This is a genomic window from Geomonas paludis, assembly GCF_014193585.1.
In the GTDB taxonomy this organism is placed as follows: domain Bacteria; phylum Desulfobacterota; class Desulfuromonadia; order Geobacterales; family Geobacteraceae; genus Geomonas; species Geomonas paludis.
The window spans coordinates 1,000,927-1,018,500 of the sequence record NZ_BLXY01000001.1; the positions used below are offsets into that span (position 1 = coordinate 1,000,927).

The following is a 17,574-nucleotide window of genomic DNA, read 5'->3' on the forward strand; positions in this document are numbered from 1 at the left end:
GTGATGCAGCCTCTGCTTATCTCGCGATGGCGTTGAACTCGACGCGGCTGCGGGTAGCGGATTCTTTTTCCGGCGCCTGGTAGATGTTGTCACTGGCCTGGAACAGCTTTTCCGGCGGCAGCCCCCCCTTGGTGACCAGGTAGTTGATCACGTTGGCGCTACGCTCCCGCGCCAGCGATTGCAGCTCGTTCTCCCCGACCACGGTGTTGGCGACGATCAGTTTCTTCATCTCGTTGTCGGGGAGGTCCTTCACCATCCCCAGGGCGTTGCGCGGCTTGGGAAACTTCTCCTTCTTGTAGACCGCCTTCAGAAACTTCGAATATTCTTCCGCAGAGAGCTGGACGTTCGCGCCGCTGTCGCCTTCCTTGGTCTGCTGCTCCTTGACCAGGTGCAGGAACTTCTCGTTCTTAACCTTGCGCGTCAGCAGCTCCTGCCGATACCCCTCCGGATCTTTTCCTTTATCCACGAATCCCTTGATCTCCACCTTGAGCCCCGGGCGGTCCGCCAGCACCTTGGCCAGTTGGGTCAGCTTCTTTTCCTCGTCTGCCGGCAAGTCGCTGGAGCCGGGGGGGAAAGTGATGACGCTGAAATCCTGTCCGCTGCCGCCAAGCGACGAGAGCAGGGCGAAGGGGGAGGTGGCCGCCTTGACCAGCAGGTTCTTCAGCACCTGGCCGATCAGGCCCCAGATGCTGAACTGCGGGTCGTCGGTGCGGCCGGTCACCGGGAGGTCGAGATGGATCTCCCCCTTGCGGTCTTTGAGGAGGGCGACGGCGAGTCGGACCGGGAGGCTGGTCGCCTGGCTGCTCTCCACTTTCTTGCCGAAGGTGAACTGGTCGATGAACACCTTGTTCTCGGAGGTGAGCTGCTTTCTCTCGATGAGGTACTTGAGATCGAGGAACAGCTTCCCCTTGTCGATGGCGTAGCCGAGGTAGGTGCCGGAATACGGCGTCACCGGGGAGAGCTCGATATCGCGGAAGGACACCTTGAGGTCGACGAAGAGGTCGTCCCGCAGCGGGTTGAGCCTTCCGGTGATCTGCATCGGCGAGTGGTTTTCCAGGTTGCCGCGCAGGTCGACGTCCGCGAACTTCGATTCTTCGGAGGTCAGCCCGCTGACCCGTCCGCCCAGGTTGTAGAAGGTGCTGTTGAAGGTCTGGGGCAGGTGGTTGTCCGTGAAGGCGAGGGTCCCGTTCTGGATGGTGACGCTGCCGACGGAGACCTGGCGCTGGGGAGCCGGCGCCTGCGCTGCGGCAACCGTTGCGGCGGCGGGCGCAGGTTTCGCCACGGCCGGGGCGGAGGCCTGGACGGTTGCCGGAAGGGGGACTGGCTCCTTCTTCACCAGGTCCTGGAGGTTCAGCGTCCCGTCCCTTCTGATGATGATGCGGGAGTAGACGTCGTTCAGTGCCACTTCGCGGACGCTGAGCGCGAAGGGGTCGAAGTTGCCTTGGAACTCGTCGAACTGCAGGCTCTCCCATTTCAGGAGGTCCTGGTCACCGACGGCGTCGATGCTGTGGAAGTCGCGCACCCCGGCGTTGCCCCGGAAACTCCCCTTGGCCTTGCCGTCCTTCAGGGCGAGGTCGAGGCTCACGGTCGTGTCCAGCGAGCCTGCGAGCACCGAGAAGTTGAAGGTGTCGGGGAAGTAGGGCTCGAAATCGGCGATGGGGAGCCGCGCGATGCCGACGCTCCCCCGGTAGCGGAAGGGAGCGGGGGTGACCGTGCCGTTCAGCTTGAGGGTAGCACCCTTGCCGTAGGTGGCGGCGAAGCGCAGGGGCGCCGGGGCGAACTTCGGACCCTGCAGGTTGGAGAGGGTCAGGTTCGTGTTGCGCAGGGTGTAACGCGGCGGCTCTTCGAAGGTCTTGTCGGTGAAGGCGAAGTTGAGCTTTTCCAGCTGGATCTGCCTCAGCAGGTACGACATCTCCTTGCGCGGTGCGCCTGCCGTCGAGGGCGAGGCCCTGCCGCGCGGCGGGCGGGCTGCTGCGGGTGCCTGGGCAGCCGATTGGCCGGCGAACAGCGAAAGGAGCGACAACTTGCCGTCGGCCTCCTTGGACAGCGACATGTTCCCTCGGGACAGGCGGATGTCTCCGATTTCCAGGCGGTTGTCGCTTTGGCGGAAGGCGGCGTCCTTTACCTGGAAGGAGGCGAGGTCGAATCCTTCCTTGTTGCCGTAGCGGGCGCCAAGACCTGCGACGGAAAGGCTCCCTTTCTGCACCGTAAGGCCGGCGGGCTCGCTGTAGCCGATTTCGGTGGCGAGGCCCAGGGTGCCTTGCACCGGTGCGGTCAGGTACCGGTCCAGGTACGGCCAGGCGCGCTGGAGCTTCAGCCCCGCGAGCTGTATGGTCGAGGTGACGGTAAGCGGAGTGGAGGAGAATTTCCCTTCCGTCTTCAGCGTCGCCCCCTGGTCCGGTTTTAGCGAGAGCTGGTAGCTCGCCGCAGCTCCCGGCGCGGTGCTGACGTTGCTGGCCAAGAGCTCGATGTCCGCGATGGTGGTCGTGAAGCCCCCTTTGGGGAGATCGTCGCGGAAGTGGACGGTCGCTTTGCTGCAGGAGAAGGAGGAAACCTGGAGGGCGGTCTTCTGGTCCGCCTCGTTCGTCTTCTTCGCCTCCTCCGCGTTCTTCGCCGGGGTGATGAGCCGGGAGTACATCCACTCCCCCCGCTGGTTGCGCTCGACGAAAAGCTCCAGGCCGTCGGCGGTGATGGACTGAAACTGGAAGTTTCCAGCCAGAGCCTCAAGTCGGGCCGCCTTCACCTGCAGCGAGGGGAGGCGGAGCAACGGTTTCCCGCCGGGGAGATCGACCGCGACCGCATCCAGCCTGGTCAATCCTTTCAGGGTCAACTCCGGCTTCCGGTCGGCGGAGATGCGGTAGGCGAGATCGAGGTTCGCGGTCAACGTGCCGGAGGTGAGATCGGCAGGGGGCTTGACCGGGTAGTAGGCCACGTAGTGGGGCAGGCTCAGTTGTTGCAGCCCGATGTGCACCGAGGTTTCCAGCGACTTGCTGAGGGGCTTCAGCTTTCCGGCAAAGCTGAAGGGGGCGCCGTTGACCACGGCGGAGATACGCGGGTCGATGTATTTCTCCGCCAGGTAGGGGCTGTTGCTGATGAACGGCAGCGCGATGTCGAGGCTGCGGACGCTGTGTTTCCTCCCGCCGCCGACGATACGGTCGTCGAAGTCGATGGATCCGCTCTTCAGGCGGATGTTGTTCAGGGAGAAGCGCAGCGGGGCCTTTTTCTCGCTCTCCTTCTCCTTGGGTTGCCGCTCGACGATGTCGCTGAAGTTGAAGCGGTTGGGGGCGGTGCGCACCAGGTTGATGGTCGGGGTGTCGAGGGTGATCTCGGAGACGATCAGCGCCCTCTTGAAGATGGATGCCGGCGAGAGTGAGGCATCTAGCGCGCGGAAGGCGACCAGCGGCGGCCCGGTTTTTTCGGCAACGGCGAAGTCCCTCACGGCAACGTGCAGGGTGAAGGGGTTGAGGCTGACTGAGCCGATGCGTGTCGTGCGTCCCGTGGCATCTTCGATGGCAGCAACAGCCTTGTTTTTTATGATGATTGGCAGAACCGCTGCAATAAAAACAATGAGCGCGGCAAGTACTGCCACAGTTATGAGGCAATATTTGTTGAGCTTTGGCAAGGGGAACCTCGTTTACTGCCTTGGATTTCCATTTACTATAAGTTAACACGTTTGTGACAAAGCGCACGCGGCCGTGGCACACTGTACAGCCGCAACTCAAGGTTGCGCACGAAGCGAAGCAGGCATAAGTAAAAACGCTTGCCAGAAGAGGTCTTTTCAAACTAACTGGAGACAAATAAAAGGCTGGGCAATCTGCATCGTGCCGGTTAAGATCTCACATTCGTGTGCTGTGCTGAGAGTGTCAAAGGCCAGGGGGGCGGAAGTTTTGGGTAAGGGGCGAGAGACGTGGGGGGCAGCATGGAGTTCCTGATAGTACTGCCGGTTGCTTTTCTTGCCTCGCTGCTCAGTGCCATGAGCGGCGCGGGGTCCGCCATGCTCACCACGCCGGTATGGCTGGGACTCGGGTTTCCGCTGCCGGTGGCGATCGCTTCCAACCAGTTGAACGGGGCGGCCTGGACGCTGCTGGCCGCCCGCAACTACCTCAAGGGGCGCCGGGTCGACTGGACCCTCGTCCGTGCCATGATCGTATGCGGCCTGGCCGGCGCCTACGCCGGAACGTTGATCGTGCGGGGCGTCGACCCCCGCCTGCTTCAGCGCGTCATCGGCGCCATCATCCTGTCACTGGTGGTCGTGGTGGCGCTGAATCCTTCCTTGGGGCGTGAGGAGAGCGAGCCTGCGCTGTCCCGTGCCGTCACCGCGCTGCTCGCCTTTCCGCTGGGCGTCTACGAATCCTTCTTCGGCTCCGGCAACGGGCTCTTCACCTCGCTGCTCCTTGCCAAGGGACGCGGCCAGACCCTGGTCGTCTCCCTGGGCTGCTATTACCAGATCGCTTTCTTTTGGAACTGTTTCGCCGTTGCCATCTACAGTTCGGCCGGATTGGCCGACGCCCGCCTGATGCTCCCGTCGACGCTCGGCTCGGTGGCAGGCGCATATCTGGGGTCCCGCATCGGGCGGCACAAGGGGCACGACTGGGTGCGCGGACTCTTCGTGCTGCTCGGCGGTGTCCTTGGGCTCAAGCTGGTGCTTGGGCTGTAAGTGGGCGGTCGGTGGGCGGTCGGTGGGGAGTCGGTGGGGAGTCGGTGGGGAGTCGGTGGGGAGTCGGTGGGGAGTCGGTGGGGAGTCGGTGGGGAGTCGGTGGGGCTAGCCCACCTGTACCGCCAGCATGGAGATGGAGCCGCCGTCGACGCCCTGCACCGGGAAGGTGACCTGCTCCCCCACCTGCCTGGTCGCCAGTACGTACAGGAGCGGCAGGTAATGGTCCGGCGTGGGGATGGAGAGCCTGGCGTCCTCCCCCAGCGTCTCGTACGCCACCAGTGGCGCGTGGTCCCCTGCCAGCATCAACTCCCTCGCCCTCGCCTCGAAACGCACCGCCCAGTCGTAAGGCTCCGGGAGGTGCTTCCCCCAGGCATAGGTGTGCAGGTTGTGCACCAGGTTGCCGCTCCCCACGATGAGGATCCCCTCCTCGCGCAGCGGGGCGAGCTTTTCGCCCAGGTCGTAGTGGAACTGCGCCGGCTGCGTCTCGTCGATGCCCAACTGCAGCACCGGAATGTCGGCGTCCGGATAGAGGTGGCACAACACGGCCCAGGTGCCGTGGTCGAGCCCCCAGCTGTCGTCTCCCTGCACCGCCAGGGGCGTGAGCATGCGCTGCAGTTGCCGGGCGAGCTCCGGGGCGCCGGGGGCGGGATACTGCATCCGGTAGAGCTCCGGCGGGAACCCGCCGAAGTCGTGAATGGTGCGGGGGCTCTCGTTGACGGTGACCGCGGTGCCGGGGCGGTACCAGTGGGCGGAAACGCAGACGATGGCCTCCGGGCGCGGCATGTTGCGCCCCAGGCTGCGCCACCCTTGGGTGTAGTCGTTGCTGGCCAACGCATTCATCGGGTTGCCGTGTCCCAAAAAGAGGGCGGGCATTCTTGACGGCATGTCAGGCTCCTTTCCTTGTGAGATATCCGACAGTTATACCGCCCCCGCGCCCCGGGTGCAACCGCCGCACAGAAATGGGGCGCCTGTCGGCGGCGCCCCATCTACCTTCGTCGGCGCCGCTCAGGCCGCCTTGGCGTAATCGATCATCCCCTGGAAATCCACTACCACGGCCGGTTCATCTCCGACTACCCAGGCATCGTGTCCCATCGGTAAAAGGGAGACGTCCCCCGGGCCGCAATCGAACTCGCTGCCGTCATCCATCACCACGTGCAGCCTTCCCGAGACGTGGTACTGGAAGTGCGGTGCTTCACAGCTTTTGGTGTGCACCAACGGCTGCACCGACGTCGACCAGCGCCAGCCGGGAAGGAAGGTCGCTTTACCCACCATAGCCCCGCCAATCATGATAAGTTCTACCCTGCCATTGGGAAACTCCCTCACTTCGTAGGGAGTCGCGAAGTTTCTTACCTCTGCTTTGTCACCCGATATGACTCTCATAGCTGACTCCTCTGAACGCGCTGTTGCTCATAACTCATTGTAATGCCGCCACTGTCCCGCGGTCAATTCTTGCCGGCATCGTTGTGGTCCCCGCCCGGGCCGGAGTTCATCCTGTCGATACAACTCCCGTAATGCTTTTCGAATCTCTTCCTTCCAAAGAGCTCAGATGTTCACCTAACCCGCTGTGACAACAAGGGGTATAGCCCAGGTTATACCGATAACCAGAGGTTATGGTGCGGCTAACCTGCCGGAATAACAGCCTCTTTGTTAATGAGCGAGGGTGCCTCCATAACCCCAGGTTATCGTTCGGTTTGCTTGTTATCTGACACCCGGCGGCTAAAGTTATCATTAATTCCACACCTTGGCCTGTTGCACCGGTATTGGCATCACTCGTGCTCAACGAAGCAGGTCGCCGGGCAGCCCCCTGCGGCCCTTCGCAGAGTAAAAAACGCGGGTAACCACCCGTGACAACAAGAAAGGAGAAAGATGATGAGTTCGAGGATAGGCATTGTGCTGGCGGCATTGCTGGTGCTGGTGTCCGCCACGGTCCTGTGGGCAGGCGGCTCGGAGCCGCTGGCGAAACTGCACGAGGGGAAGGCGACCTGCGCCGACTGCCACGGCAGCAGCAAGAAGATCAGCGTCGACGACAGCGAGAAGGGCGTCAACAAGAACTGCGTCGGCTGCCACGGCACCCTGGCGGAGATGGGGAAGAAATCCCAGGAGGAGGTGAACCCGCACAAGTCGCACCTGGGTGACATCAACTGTACCGCCTGCCACCACGGCCACACCGCATCCTGGGCCTACTGCCTGAGCTGCCATCCGTTCGACATGAAGATCGCCGGCGGAGGCGCCACCCCGACCATGGCCGCTCCCGTGGCCAAGGCCAAGAAACGCGCCGAGAAGGTGGACGTCGTGGTGATCGGTGCCGGTGCTGCCGGCTTCACCGCCGCCATTACCGCCCATGACGCCGGCGCCAAGGTGGTTATCATCGAGAAACAGCCCATCACCGGGGGCAACAGCATGCTCGCGGCCGGCGGCATGAACGCGGCCGAGACCACCTTCCAGAAGGAGAAGGGGATCGCCGACTCGGTCGACCTCATGTACAAGGACACCATGACCGGCGGCGGCAACCTGAACGACCCGGCCCTGGCCATGGTGCTGGCCAAAAATTCCGCCGGCTCGGTCGCCTGGCTTACCGGCCTGGGCGCCGACCTGAGCGACGTGGGCCGCATGGGGGGAGCCAGCGTCAACAGGACCCACCGTCCCAAGGGGGGCGCCGCCGTGGGTGCCCACATCACCGAGGTGCTGCGCAAAAACGCGGCCCAGCGCAACATCGACATCCGCGTCAACAGCAAGGTCGTCAAGATCCTCGAGGACAAGAAGGGGCGGGTGACCGGGGTGCGTGTGGCAGGCAAGCACAGCGGCGAGTACACCATCAACGCCAAGGCGGTCATCATCGCGGCCGGTGGCTTCTCGGCCAACCCGGAGCGGGTCGCCTACTACCGCCCCGAGTACAAGGGGATGACCACCTCCAACCAGCCCGGCGCCACCGGTGACGGCATCGACCTGGGCACCGCCGTGGGGGGCGACGTGAAAGACATGAAGGAGATCCAGATCCACCCGACCGTCGCTGCCGGTAGCCGTACCCTGATCACCGAGGCGGTGCGGGGCAACGGCGCCATCCTGGTGAACCATGATGGGAAGCGCTTCGTGAACGAGTTGACCACCCGCGACAAGGCCTCCGCCGCCATCCTGGCCCAGAAGGGGCAGACGGCGTACCTGGTCTTTGACGACGGCGTGCGCAAGAGCCTGAAGCAGATCGACGGCTACTTCCACCTGAACCTGGTGCAGCAAGGGGCGACCCTTAAGGATCTCGCCGCTGCCATCAAGGTCCCGGCCGAGACCCTGGAAGCGACCGTCGCCTCCTACAACAAGGGGGTCGACGACAAGAACGACGCCGAGTTCAAGCGACCCGACCTGCCGCGCCCCCTGCGTACCGCCAAGTACTATGCCATCGAGGTGAAGCCGGGCGTGCACTACACCATGGGCGGGCTGAAGATCACCACCGGCAGCGAAGTGGTCGCCAAGGACGGCAGGACCATCGCCGGCCTCTTCGCGGCGGGCGAGGGGACCGGCGGCGTGCACGGCAAGAACCGGCTCGGTGGCAACTCCATTTCGCAGACCATCACCTTCGGCCGGATTGCCGGGGAAAACGCGGCCAGGCTGGTCAAGAACACCCGTCCCTAGGCACCAGCTGCCGTACCACGGCCGGATCAACCGGGGGAGGCGCCCTCACCGGCGCCTCCCCATTCTTCGGGCCCGGGTTCTGCGAGAGCTATCGGGGACAGACACGAGGCGGGGATGTTCAACTCCAGCTTTACGCTGATGCGTGACCACAATTACCGTATCTTTTCGGCCGGGCAGGGGATTTCCTGGCTGGGGAGCGTGATGCAGTCGGTGGCCCAGGGGTGGCTGGTCTGGTCGCTGACCAAGTCACCGACGCAACTGGCCCTTGCCGCCATCATGGTTTCTCTCCCGGTGCTTTTGTTCAGCGTGCCGGGCGGGGTTGCCGCCGACCGCTTCGACAAGCGCGCCCTCCTGGTGATCACCCAGGGAGGCTCAATGATCCCACCCCTGTTCCTGGGCATCCTTGCCCTGCGCGGCGAGGCCACCACGCCGGCCATCATGTTCCTCGCCTCATGCCAGGGGGTGCTGAACGCCTTCGAACTCCCGGCGCGCCAGGCGCTGCTGGCCGAACTGGTGCCCCGGGACCGCCTGGGGCAGGCGGTGGCCGTCAACGCCGTTTCCTTTAACGCCACCCGTCTCTTCGGGCCTGCCGCCGCCGGCTGCATCATCGCCGCCTTCGGCGTCGCCCCCTGCTTTTTCCTCAACGCCGCAAGTTACCTGGTCGGCATGGCCTCCCTGATCCTGGTGCGCCTCGGCCGTGAGGCGGATCATCCCCTGCGCTCGCAGGTGCTCCCGGCGAGCGAGTTGCGCGAGGGGCTTTGCTTTGTGCTGGGCAAAAAGGACGTCCGTCAACTGCTCCTGTCGGTGCTGCTAGTGAGCATCTTCGCCATTCCCTTCGTTCCGCTGCTGCCGGTCTTCGCGGAGCTGTTCCAGAGTGGTCCGCGTGGCCTGGGCTTCATGTCCGCCTGTCTTGGCAGCGGTTCGCTACTGGCCGCCCTTGCACTTGCCTGCCTCGACCACCTGCCCCACCCGGACTCCGACGGCGCCGGTTGGGGGGTGCTCTTCGCCTTGGCGCTGCTGCTCTTCTCCCGTTCGACCGATTACCCCTTGGCCCTGGCCGCCCTGGCTGTTGCCGGCGCGGCTTTGGTGGTCTTCCTGGCCCGTGCCAACCGCTCCCTGCAGCGGGCCTGCCCGGATCGGCTGCGCGGCAGGGTGATGGGCGTCTACACCCTCTTTCTGCTGGGGATGGCGCCGGTGGGCAACGCCCTCATGGGCGGCATCGCCGCCAGGCTCGGCGCTTGCTCCGCACTCACCCTCACCTCTGCGCTCTGCGTTGCCGGTCTTTCCTTGCTGCAGCTCAGGTCCCGCCGCAGGGCAGCTGTCTTTGTCACCTGCGATACACTCTGGAGCGGAACGCTGTCCGGCAATGAAGGGGATGATGCAGGTAAAGGCCCGATTCATCACACTTTGTGACCTGGGTCACCCGTGGCTAGTGCCTGATAGGGTATGGTTACTTCACCTTTGCCATCCCATATTCAGGAGTCCGTATCTAGATGATGCACCGCCTCATTGCCGGCGCAGGGATTGCCCTGCTCTTTCTGGCCTGTTCCGCCCCCTTGTTTGCTTCCGATACGGCTTCCTGTGAACTGAAGGTGAGAGAAGGCTACCGCTTTTATGACATAAGTGGCAAAACGCTGGACGATCTCATCCGTGACATCAGGCTCAATGGAACCAAGTGGAACGACGGTAAAGTGTACTCCGCCATGACCAACTGGGACATCCACTACAAGTACGAAGTCAGCTGCCAGAATGGCCGTTATTCGGTCAAGTCCGCCGCCACCCGCGTGGACATCCTGTACAACATGCCCCGTCTGAATCTCGCCACCTGTGCCCCGGAACTGGTCGGGACCTGGAACGAGTACCTGACCCATCTGCAGGGACACGAATTCGGTCACAAGGACTTGGCGGTGAAGGCCGCCTCGGAGGTCAACGAGATGTTCGGCACCCTCCCCAGTTTCGGCAGTGAGGAGGAGTTGGCTGCCGAGATTACCAGGCGTACCGAGGAGAAGTTCAAGAGGTTGAAAGAGATCCAGATAGAGTACGACCACGACACCCGGCACGGTGAAACCCAGGGTGCCGTCCTGCTGGCCGGCTCACACTAAAAAGGGGCTACAGGCACCGCCCGTAACCCCTGTCCTACCTTACCCGCCTTATTCTTCCTCCGTGTTACCTGCCACTACCGCCGGTCCCGGTGCCGGTACCCATGCCGGTGCCGGTGCCGGTACCCGTTCCGCCGGTGCCGGTGCCGGTGGTGCCACCCGTACCAGTACCCATACCGCCAGTACCCATGGTGCCGGTGCCGCCCGTACCCATGCCGCCGGTACCCATGGTGCCCGTACCGGTGGTGCCGGTGCCCATGTTACCGGTTCCCATGGAACCTGTACCGGTTGTGCCACCGGTCCCCTGGTTGTAGTAGCTGCCGCCGGTGCCCTGGTTCATCGTTCCGCCGGTGCCGCGGTCCATGGTGCCGCCGCTGCCCCTGGTTCCCTGGTCATAGTAGCTGCCGCCGGTCCCCTGGTTCAGGGTGCCGCCCGCGCCCGTGCCGCTGGTGCCCCTGGTCCCCTGGTCATAGTAACTGCCGCCGGTGCCCTGGTTCATGGATCCGCCGGTACCCTGGTTCATGATCCCACTCGGACCACGGTCAAGGGTGTGGCCCGTGCTGCTCCCTGTACCCTGTTCGAAGTAGCTGCTGCCGGCGCCCGGGTTCAGTGTCCCACCTCCGCCTGTGCCTCTGGTACCCTGGTTATAGGTGCCGCGGTCCATGGTGCCACCCATGCCGCTGCCAGTGCCGGTGCCGTAGTAGCTGCCGCTACCACCCTGGTTATAGGAACCGCCCTGGTTATAAGTGCCGCCGGTGCCTCTCTGGTCGTAGCTACCTCCGGTGCTGCCGCCTACCGTTCCGCCTGCACCGGTCCCCATGCTGCTACCGGATTCAGGTCCCAGTCGCTCGACGGTGAAGTCCTGCCGAACCGTGGTCCTTGCTCCTGTTCCGCTGGGGAGGGTGGTACTGCTGTAGCCCTGTACAATGCCTCCGCCGGAGGAGCCGGAGACCGTCCCGCTCCTGTGGGAGGTTTTTTTGTGGGTCATGCCGGCTTTATGCGTAGTCCCGGATTTGTGAGTCATCTTCTTGTTGCACTGGGATCCTGTGCCGGCAGCATAGCTTGTGCCTGTGGTCATGCCCATCATGCCCACCACGGCGATGGTGGTGAATAGCAACCTTCTCACTGTTCTCATAATTGAACCTCCGTTACCGGTCCACGGACCGGTAGGCACCGCCTGCCTCATTTGCATATGGGCCTTGATGGTCCTCGCGGTGCCACCTCTGGGTTGTATACAAACCTCTGCTGCTGATCTCAACTTACCATATCCGATTAAAAAAAGCCAATGTTGCCGCCTGGGCGTTTTTGCTGTAAGTGCCTATTTTGTTTGGGTTTTTATGGCGGATGGTGAAGCTGTGCCTAAATGGCAGTCGGCGGGGGGTGCATAAAAAAGAGGCGGACGGGACGTAGGGACTCATGAGACGACGCGCGGCCGGCAGGATGTGCCGGCACGCACCGAGGATGGGATCGGGATTAGAGTTCGACGAGGTAATCGGCCTCGCTGGTGGTGGAGTTGCTGCTGTTCAGGTAGGGAGTCTGAGGTAGGATGACGACCGAGGCCACTCCGCTGCCCAGACGCTGCAACTGGTCGGGAATGGCGTACTTGACGGCATGCCAGACGCCGGTCAGCACCACCAGGGTGCGTCCGGGCTCCTTCTCGCGATAGCGGATGATATTAAGGGCCATGCCGCTGTTGCGTACCGTCTGCGCCTCGCAGAAGAAGTCGAACTTCCTGCCGTTTTGCTGGTGGTGCGGCGCCATTCGGAAGGTCTTCTTCAGGAACGCGACCTGCGGATTGGCCAGGTCGCAGCTGGTCCCCGCCGGCAGCCCCTTTCTCTCCTCCGGAGTCAGGGCGGCGAACCCGTCCCGGGAGACCTTGCGTACGATAGCGAGAGGCACGTTGAGGGCCACCATGGGGATGTGTTTGTCCCTGGCGAACAGGAAGATGTCACGGTACATCTGCCAGTCGGTCCAGTTCCTCTCGAAGACCTGCTGCATCTCCGGCTCCCCGAGGTTACCCGCCACCCAGTCGTCCAGTGCCTGCTGCGAGTCGCTCTGCATCATCTCCAGCCCGATGGCGAGCGGTCGCTTCCCGGCATCCAGCAAACGCAGCAGGTCGAGTTGCAGCTCGTGATGGTAGGACTCCTCGTGCGATTCCCCGATCAGGGTGACCTGGCTTGCGCCAGCCGCGGCGGCCAGTTGGGGCAAGGAGATGGTCTGGCCGTCGCTGAGGCGGGTGACTACGGTGTGGCCTTGCGCCTGGGAGCAGCAAACCGAGATCAGCACCGCGATGAGAAGCGCCCTGAAGCACCCGGACATGATCGCCTCCTTGCGCAGCTCTGCCGCATTCATACCGGCGGCACAGGCCGCGCCCGCCGTGGCGGGACAGGAACGGACCCCTATGGGGGAGGGAAGGTGTTGTCGGATTAACAGTGGCTAATTGTATCGGGTGGAAGGCTGGCGACAAGCAGGCAGGAGTGTTTTTGGGCGCAGGCCGTGGATTGGCAGGCCGGCCGCGGCGGGAAGGGGCTACGATCCGCTGACTGCGCAGTCGCGCAGCTTTCTGAGCATGTAACGCATCTGTTCCCTGTTGTAAGGCTTGGCGAGGAATGCCGCGTTGGGATCGCTGTCGATGAAGGGTGACACCTCTTTCTTACCGTAGCCGCTGCAGAAGAGGATGGGAAGTGCAGGGGCCTCCCGGCGCAGTTCCTGGTAGGCCTCCACCCCGTCCATCTCGGGCATGGTCAGGTCCATCAACACCAGGTCGATGTCCCGGGAGCGTTCGCGGTAGATGTCCAATGCCTCGCGACCGTTGCAGGCCGTGATGACGCTCAGGCCCAGCCCGTTCAAGAGCACCGTGCCGACCTGGCGCAGTTCCGGTTCGTCGTCAACCAGCAGGACGGTCCCTTTCAGTCGTTCCTGTGATTGCCGTGGTGGTTCCACGGCAGGGCCTGCGTCCCGGCGGGGGGACGGGGCGGGGCACGTCGGGAAGAAGATCCTGAAGCTGGAACCCTCCCCGAGCGTGCTGGAAAGCTGCAGAGCCCCGTTGTGGCTTCTGATGATTCCGATCGTGGCCGACATCCCGAGGCCGCGCCCGGTGAACTTGGTGCTGAAGAAAGGGTCGAAGACACGCTGCCGCGTTTCCTCGCTCATGCCGCAACCGTCGTCGCTGACCTCGAGACAGAGGTAGGATCCCGGGGCGATGGTGTTGCCGAAGGCGTCGCAGCTCCCTTCGTCGGGCGCAATAGTGTGCTCGGCGAGGGAGATGCCGACGGTCCCCCTCCGGTCCCCGATCGCTTCCACCGCGTTGACCACGAGGTTCATGATGATCTGCTGCACCTGTGCCTGGTCCCCCTTGATCAGGGGGAGGCTCGGCTCGATCAGGTACTTGAAGGCGACCTTCTTCTTGAAGGCAGGCTGGAGCATGCTCACCACTTCGCGCACCTGGACGCTGAGGTCGATCTCGGTCTGCACCAGGGGGCTTTTGCCCGCGTAGTTGAGCATCTGGCGGCACAGGTCGGCCGCACGGTTCCCGGCTTGTTCGATCTGCTCCAGGTGCTTCTGTATCTCTTTGGGGGTGGCGGTGCGGGCCATGGCGCAATGACCGAGGATGATGGTCAGGATGTTGTTGAAGTCATGGGCGATGCCGCCGGAGAGGACACCGAGGCTTTCCAGTCTCTGGGTCTGTTGCAGTTGCTGCTCCAGGGCCAGCCGGTATTCTTCGGCCTTCTTCCGTTCGGTCACGTCCCGGGCGACGTGCACGCAGGCAGCGACTTCGCCCAGCTCGTTGTACAAGGGGGAGACGGAGATCTCGAAGAAGCCGCCCAAGTGCCTTTCCTCCATCTCGACGTGGGGGGCCTCGCCGTCCTGCAGCAGTTTCAAGAAGGGACAGGTGCCGGGAGCCTCACCGATCTCGTGGAACAGTTCGTAGCATTTGCGGCCCGGGATCTCGGTCGGGCGCATGCCGAGCCGGTCGGCCATGGCGCGGTTGGCGCGGGTGATGGTGTGTTGGGTGTCGGTGATGAAAATGAGGTCGGGGACGGCATCGAAGGTGAGTTCCCATTCCCTTTTGCCGCGGCTGAGAGCTTCGTAAAGAAACTGCGTGGTAAGATCGCCGTCTACTGGCATGTCGTCACCCCCAAATCGGGAACGAAACGTTGCGGGAGCGGTCGGCCTTCCCGGTAGCTGCACTGCAGGTGCATGCCGGGGTGCCAGGGAAAAGTAAGGCTGCCGCAGCCAAGCTCTGGTTTCATGGGGGCTCCCGTGATGTGGCGCCTTGCAGTGAGCGGGGGGGAAGCCGTGACGGAACCAAGGAGCAAGCGGTGCATGGCCTATCTATTCCTCCCGGTTGCATTCCATTCTCTGCACTGGACGCAAAAAAACCGGGGCAGAATATCGAATGATATTTCGGCAACCCGGCTGTCTCGGAGAGACCCAATAGGCTTTCCGCCCCATCCTCGCGGATGGTTGAGTATTATCGTGTATCTTGTTGATGTATTTAATTTTTGTCCATTATGCTCTTCGCCTCATGTCAAGTCAATGGAATGACAGCACGTACCATCACTATCCTGGTGAGTTCAATCACTAAAAGATCACTTTTGTCAGAAATAGAAGTTCCACAGCAGGTTGTGTTCAGAAATGGTGTGCCCTGAGACATCCCCGACAGTCATGCTAAGGCTCAGGCTCTGTTGCTGTGCCAACCGGAAGTTCTGTGCCAGCGTCGCCTTGACAGAGATGCGCTCATCTCCGACGACGTAGCAAAAGGCCGATCCTTCCAAATTTACCTTCCACGACTCCGTGACCTGTTCCAGCCAACCAAGGCTGATGCCGGGCGCCGCAGCCACCGTTCCGCGCAGGTGCCTGCCACCATCGACGTCGATCTCCGCGAAGCCGTACATGATGCCGCCCAAGGGGGACCTGCGGGCGGCGCCCCCGCCGCTGTTCAGCCTGAAGATGAGGGAATCCCTGCCGTCCTGCATCACCTCGGTGTCCCAACCGGCCGCGACCTTCCAGGAGAACGGTTTGAAGAAGCGGTCCCGGGGAGCGGTGGAAAGGATGTCAAGGAGGTGCAGGGTGCGCAGCCGCGGGCGCCCGGTTTCCGGCACGTAATCGACCCGCGTGTCGAAGAACTTGATCTGGGCACCCTTCAGGTAGCCCTGGTCCGGGTCGAGCAGGCTGTGGAATTCCGGCTGCAGATGGATCGCGCCATACCAGTCCCCCCGGCGCACGCCCCCTCCCAGGCCGAGCTTGGAGGTGTGGTGCCCGGCGTCGGGGGGGGCGGGGGGCGTGACGGCATAGGCGGCCTCGCTCCCGGTACCGAGTGCGCTGCGTTGGGCCAATAGCTTCAGGTAGAGCTTCGAATACGGATCCTGCTCCAGTTCCTTGCGGGCCAGACGCAACTGCACCAACTCCGCGGCGAGATCCAGCACCTCCCGTTTTGCCTGCTCGGTGATGGCCATTGCAGCGACGCTCGCGGCGGTGCGCCGGTCCTGGGCCACTTCCAGGGCGGCCTGCTGTCCCTGGTCGTCGAGCAGCGAAGCGACCTGGACGATGCGCGCCCCCTGGGAGGGGCGATAGACCGCCGGCTCCAGGATGCCGCTTTGCTGTGCGATCTCGATGGTGTTGGTTGGGTGGACCAGCAGTCCGGTGCGGTCGGAGAGGTGCAGCGTGGGGCGGGCCGCTTCGATCAAAAAGAGCAGGTTGTAGGAGCAGTTCTCGTCCAGGAAGTAGTAATCGGAGGCGATGCGCTGCAGTTCCAGGGCGTGCAGCAGCAGCTTTTCCACCTCCTCCCTGGAGAGCTTCAGACGGTACTCCCACATGTCCCTGTGCTCCAGGTCGCTGTATTCCTTAACTTTCTGGTAGTACGGCATCAGGGAGTAGTACCCCTTGTACAGCCCGGTGAGTCCCTTGAAGGCGTAGAGGAAGCCGTTGGAGTCGGTGGCGTCGGCCGCGTAGTTCACCGCATACGAGATGAGGTTGCTCTTGCTGGAGCTGTCGATCCTGATCAGGGTGTGGCCGAACATGGAGGCGGGGCTGTTGATGTGCCCCACCGGGAAAACCAGCACCGCCGAACGCGCATCGATGGTCCTGATCTGTTCCTGCTGCTCCGAGCACAGCGGTGCCGGGAGACGGGCCGGGTCGATGGTAAGTTCCTCGCTGAGCCACGCCAGGCGCGCGGGGAAGCGGCAGATGGGATGTTCTCCGTCCGGCGCCTCCGGCTGGAAGAATGCTGCCAGTGTGGCGGAGAGTTCCGCCTCCGGGTCGGTCCTGCCGGTGGGGGCGAGGAAAAAGTTGGGGTCGGAAATGCGGCTTACCGTGCCGCCGGTCAGGGCCTTTTTGTAATGCAGCAGGATCTGCCAGGGGCGCTGCTCCCAGAGGCGCTTGGCCCGTGCTTCCCTGATGAGTTGGTCGCGGTAGGGGAGGTCGCCCGCCATCGCGGGGAGGGGGGCGGAAATGAGCAGCAGTAGGATGGGGAGGATGCGGCGCAGCAGGGTCATGTTCATTCCAGTGTTCATTTTAAAGAAAAGAAGAAAAGGGGACAGGCTGCTTTTACAAGTAACGGTAGCGGAGGCATGCTCCAGAGACTAAAAAGGGTGCACAGTTGTCGCTGTGCACCCCGGGTGGCGTATGTGCCTTTAGGATCAGTTGCTGGTTACGGTGACGACGTTGTCGATGACCTCGGCCATGACGATCTTGTCGGAGGTGAATATCTTGTTGAAGTTGGCCTGCAGCTTCGCCTTATAGGCGTCGCTCTGGGTGGAGGGAACACCCATCATCTCGACGAAGGTGTCCAGGGTCTCGCCTTTGCCCATGGCGATTTCCTTGGCCAGGTTGTCCATGTTGGCACGGACGAACTCGTTCAGCTTCTCGTTCTGCACGATCTTGCCCGGCTTGACGCACTCGGAGGTACCGGAGGTGATACCGAAGGTCTGGGTGCCGGAGGTGCCGTTGGTGGTCGATTGCAGGATCTCGAACAGGATCGAGCCGTCGGCCTTGTTCTGCCACAGCATCGTGCCGAGGCCGCACCCGGTGTTGGTGTGTGCCTGGCCGGCAGCAAAGGCGGAACCGGTGATCAAAAGAGTGAGTGCGAATGCCATCATCAGCTTTTTCATGGTCGTTCTCCTTTTGTGAGGAAATTGTAACGCAAGTATATGGGGCACTTCGTCACTGTCAACTCAAACGCTGAAAAAG

The 17,574-nt window shown here is 62.9% G+C and carries 12 protein-coding genes and 1 riboswitch; of the genes, 4 read left to right on the plus strand and 8 right to left on the minus strand.

The window, feature by feature from the left end; translation table 11 throughout:
* Positions 1 to 16: 16 nt before the first annotated feature.
* Positions 17 to 3,622: a DUF748 domain-containing protein gene (locus H7687_RS04065; RefSeq protein WP_183345373.1), complete on the minus strand. Its 3,606-nt coding sequence runs from the start codon at positions 3,620 to 3,622 to the stop codon at positions 17 to 19.
* Between the two features lie 297 nt (positions 3,623 to 3,919).
* Here H7687_RS04065 and H7687_RS04070 point away from each other — a divergent pair, with 297 nt between their 5' ends.
* A complete protein-coding gene (locus tag H7687_RS04070) occupies positions 3,920 to 4,657 on the plus strand; it encodes a sulfite exporter TauE/SafE family protein (RefSeq protein ID WP_183345375.1) in 738 nt (245 codons plus the stop codon).
* Positions 4,658 to 4,762: 105 nt separating this feature from the next.
* On the opposite strand, the gene ygiD is transcribed toward H7687_RS04070, so the two are convergent.
* Both ygiD and H7687_RS04080 read right to left on the minus strand, forming a co-directional pair.
* Positions 4,763 to 5,542, minus strand: a complete 780-nt coding sequence (ygiD, locus tag H7687_RS04075; protein ID WP_183345376.1) for a 4,5-DOPA-extradiol-dioxygenase — start codon at positions 5,540 to 5,542, stop codon at positions 4,763 to 4,765.
* 120 nt (positions 5,543 to 5,662) lie between these two features.
* Positions 5,663 to 6,037: a cupin domain-containing protein gene (locus H7687_RS04080; RefSeq protein WP_183345378.1), complete on the minus strand. Its 375-nt coding sequence runs from the start codon at positions 6,035 to 6,037 to the stop codon at positions 5,663 to 5,665.
* 489 nt (positions 6,038 to 6,526) lie between these two features.
* Here H7687_RS04080 and H7687_RS04085 point away from each other — a divergent pair, with 489 nt between their 5' ends.
* The 3 genes from H7687_RS04085 to H7687_RS04095 all read left to right on the plus strand — a co-directional run bounded on the left by H7687_RS04085 (position 6,527) and on the right by H7687_RS04095 (position 10,386).
* Entirely contained in the window at positions 6,527 to 8,284 is a 1,758-nt protein-coding gene (locus H7687_RS04085) for a flavocytochrome c (protein ID WP_246404562.1), read from the plus strand.
* A gap of 114 nt (positions 8,285 to 8,398) precedes the next feature.
* On the plus strand, positions 8,399 to 9,697 hold the full coding sequence (locus tag H7687_RS04090; RefSeq protein WP_183345381.1) for an MFS transporter: 1,299 nt from the start codon (positions 8,399 to 8,401) through the stop codon (positions 9,695 to 9,697).
* Between the two features lie 80 nt (positions 9,698 to 9,777).
* Positions 9,778 to 10,386, plus strand: coding sequence for a DUF922 domain-containing protein (locus H7687_RS04095; protein WP_183345383.1), 609 nt, complete (start codon positions 9,778 to 9,780; stop codon positions 10,384 to 10,386).
* A 64-nt stretch (positions 10,387 to 10,450) separates the two neighbouring features.
* Here H7687_RS04095 and H7687_RS04100 read toward each other — a convergent pair whose 3' ends face one another.
* From H7687_RS04100 to H7687_RS04120, 5 genes are all read right to left on the minus strand, one after another.
* Complete coding sequence (locus tag H7687_RS04100) at positions 10,451 to 11,518, minus strand: hypothetical protein (RefSeq protein WP_183345385.1); 1,068 nt, start codon at positions 11,516 to 11,518, stop codon at positions 10,451 to 10,453.
* Positions 11,519 to 11,856: 338 nt separating this feature from the next.
* Entirely contained in the window at positions 11,857 to 12,702 is an 846-nt protein-coding gene (locus tag H7687_RS04105) for a ChaN family lipoprotein (RefSeq protein ID WP_183345387.1), read from the minus strand.
* Between the two features lie 210 nt (positions 12,703 to 12,912).
* Positions 12,913 to 14,511: a hybrid sensor histidine kinase/response regulator gene (locus H7687_RS04110; protein ID WP_183345389.1), complete on the minus strand. Its 1,599-nt coding sequence runs from the start codon at positions 14,509 to 14,511 to the stop codon at positions 12,913 to 12,915.
* 278 nt (positions 14,512 to 14,789) lie between these two features.
* Positions 14,790 to 14,866, minus strand: a riboswitch (cyclic di-GMP riboswitch).
* A gap of 118 nt (positions 14,867 to 14,984) precedes the next feature.
* Positions 14,985 to 16,886, minus strand: a complete 1,902-nt coding sequence (locus H7687_RS04115) for an Lnb N-terminal periplasmic domain-containing protein (RefSeq protein ID WP_246404565.1) — start codon at positions 16,884 to 16,886, stop codon at positions 14,985 to 14,987.
* Positions 16,887 to 17,024: 138 nt separating this feature from the next.
* Entirely contained in the window at positions 17,025 to 17,495 is a 471-nt protein-coding gene (locus tag H7687_RS04120; protein ID WP_183345392.1) for a DUF3015 family protein, read from the minus strand.
* Positions 17,496 to 17,574: the final 79 nt, after the last annotated feature.

Bases quoted from the DNA above. Each gene is read 5' to 3' on its own strand.
- H7687_RS04070 (WP_183345375.1), top strand. From the start codon at position 3,920: ATGGAGTTCCTGATAGTACTGCCGGTTGCTTTTCTTGCCTCGCTGCTC.
- ygiD (WP_183345376.1), bottom strand. From the start codon at position 5,542: ATGCCGTCAAGAATGCCCGCCCTCTTTTTGGGACACGGCAACCCGATG.
- H7687_RS04080 (WP_183345378.1), bottom strand. From the start codon at position 6,037: ATGAGAGTCATATCGGGTGACAAAGCAGAGGTAAGAAACTTCGCGACT.
- H7687_RS04085 (WP_246404562.1), top strand. From the start codon at position 6,527: ATGAGTTCGAGGATAGGCATTGTGCTGGCGGCATTGCTGGTGCTGGTG.
- H7687_RS04090 (WP_183345381.1), top strand. From the start codon at position 8,399: ATGTTCAACTCCAGCTTTACGCTGATGCGTGACCACAATTACCGTATC.
- H7687_RS04095 (WP_183345383.1), top strand. From the start codon at position 9,778: ATGATGCACCGCCTCATTGCCGGCGCAGGGATTGCCCTGCTCTTTCTG.
- H7687_RS04100 (WP_183345385.1), bottom strand. From the start codon at position 11,518: ATGAGAACAGTGAGAAGGTTGCTATTCACCACCATCGCCGTGGTGGGC.
- H7687_RS04105 (WP_183345387.1), bottom strand. From the start codon at position 12,702: ATGTCCGGGTGCTTCAGGGCGCTTCTCATCGCGGTGCTGATCTCGGTT.
- H7687_RS04110 (WP_183345389.1), bottom strand. From the start codon at position 14,511: ATGCCAGTAGACGGCGATCTTACCACGCAGTTTCTTTACGAAGCTCTC.
- H7687_RS04115 (WP_246404565.1), bottom strand. From the start codon at position 16,886: ATGAACATGACCCTGCTGCGCCGCATCCTCCCCATCCTACTGCTGCTC.
- H7687_RS04120 (WP_183345392.1), bottom strand. From the start codon at position 17,495: ATGAAAAAGCTGATGATGGCATTCGCACTCACTCTTTTGATCACCGGT.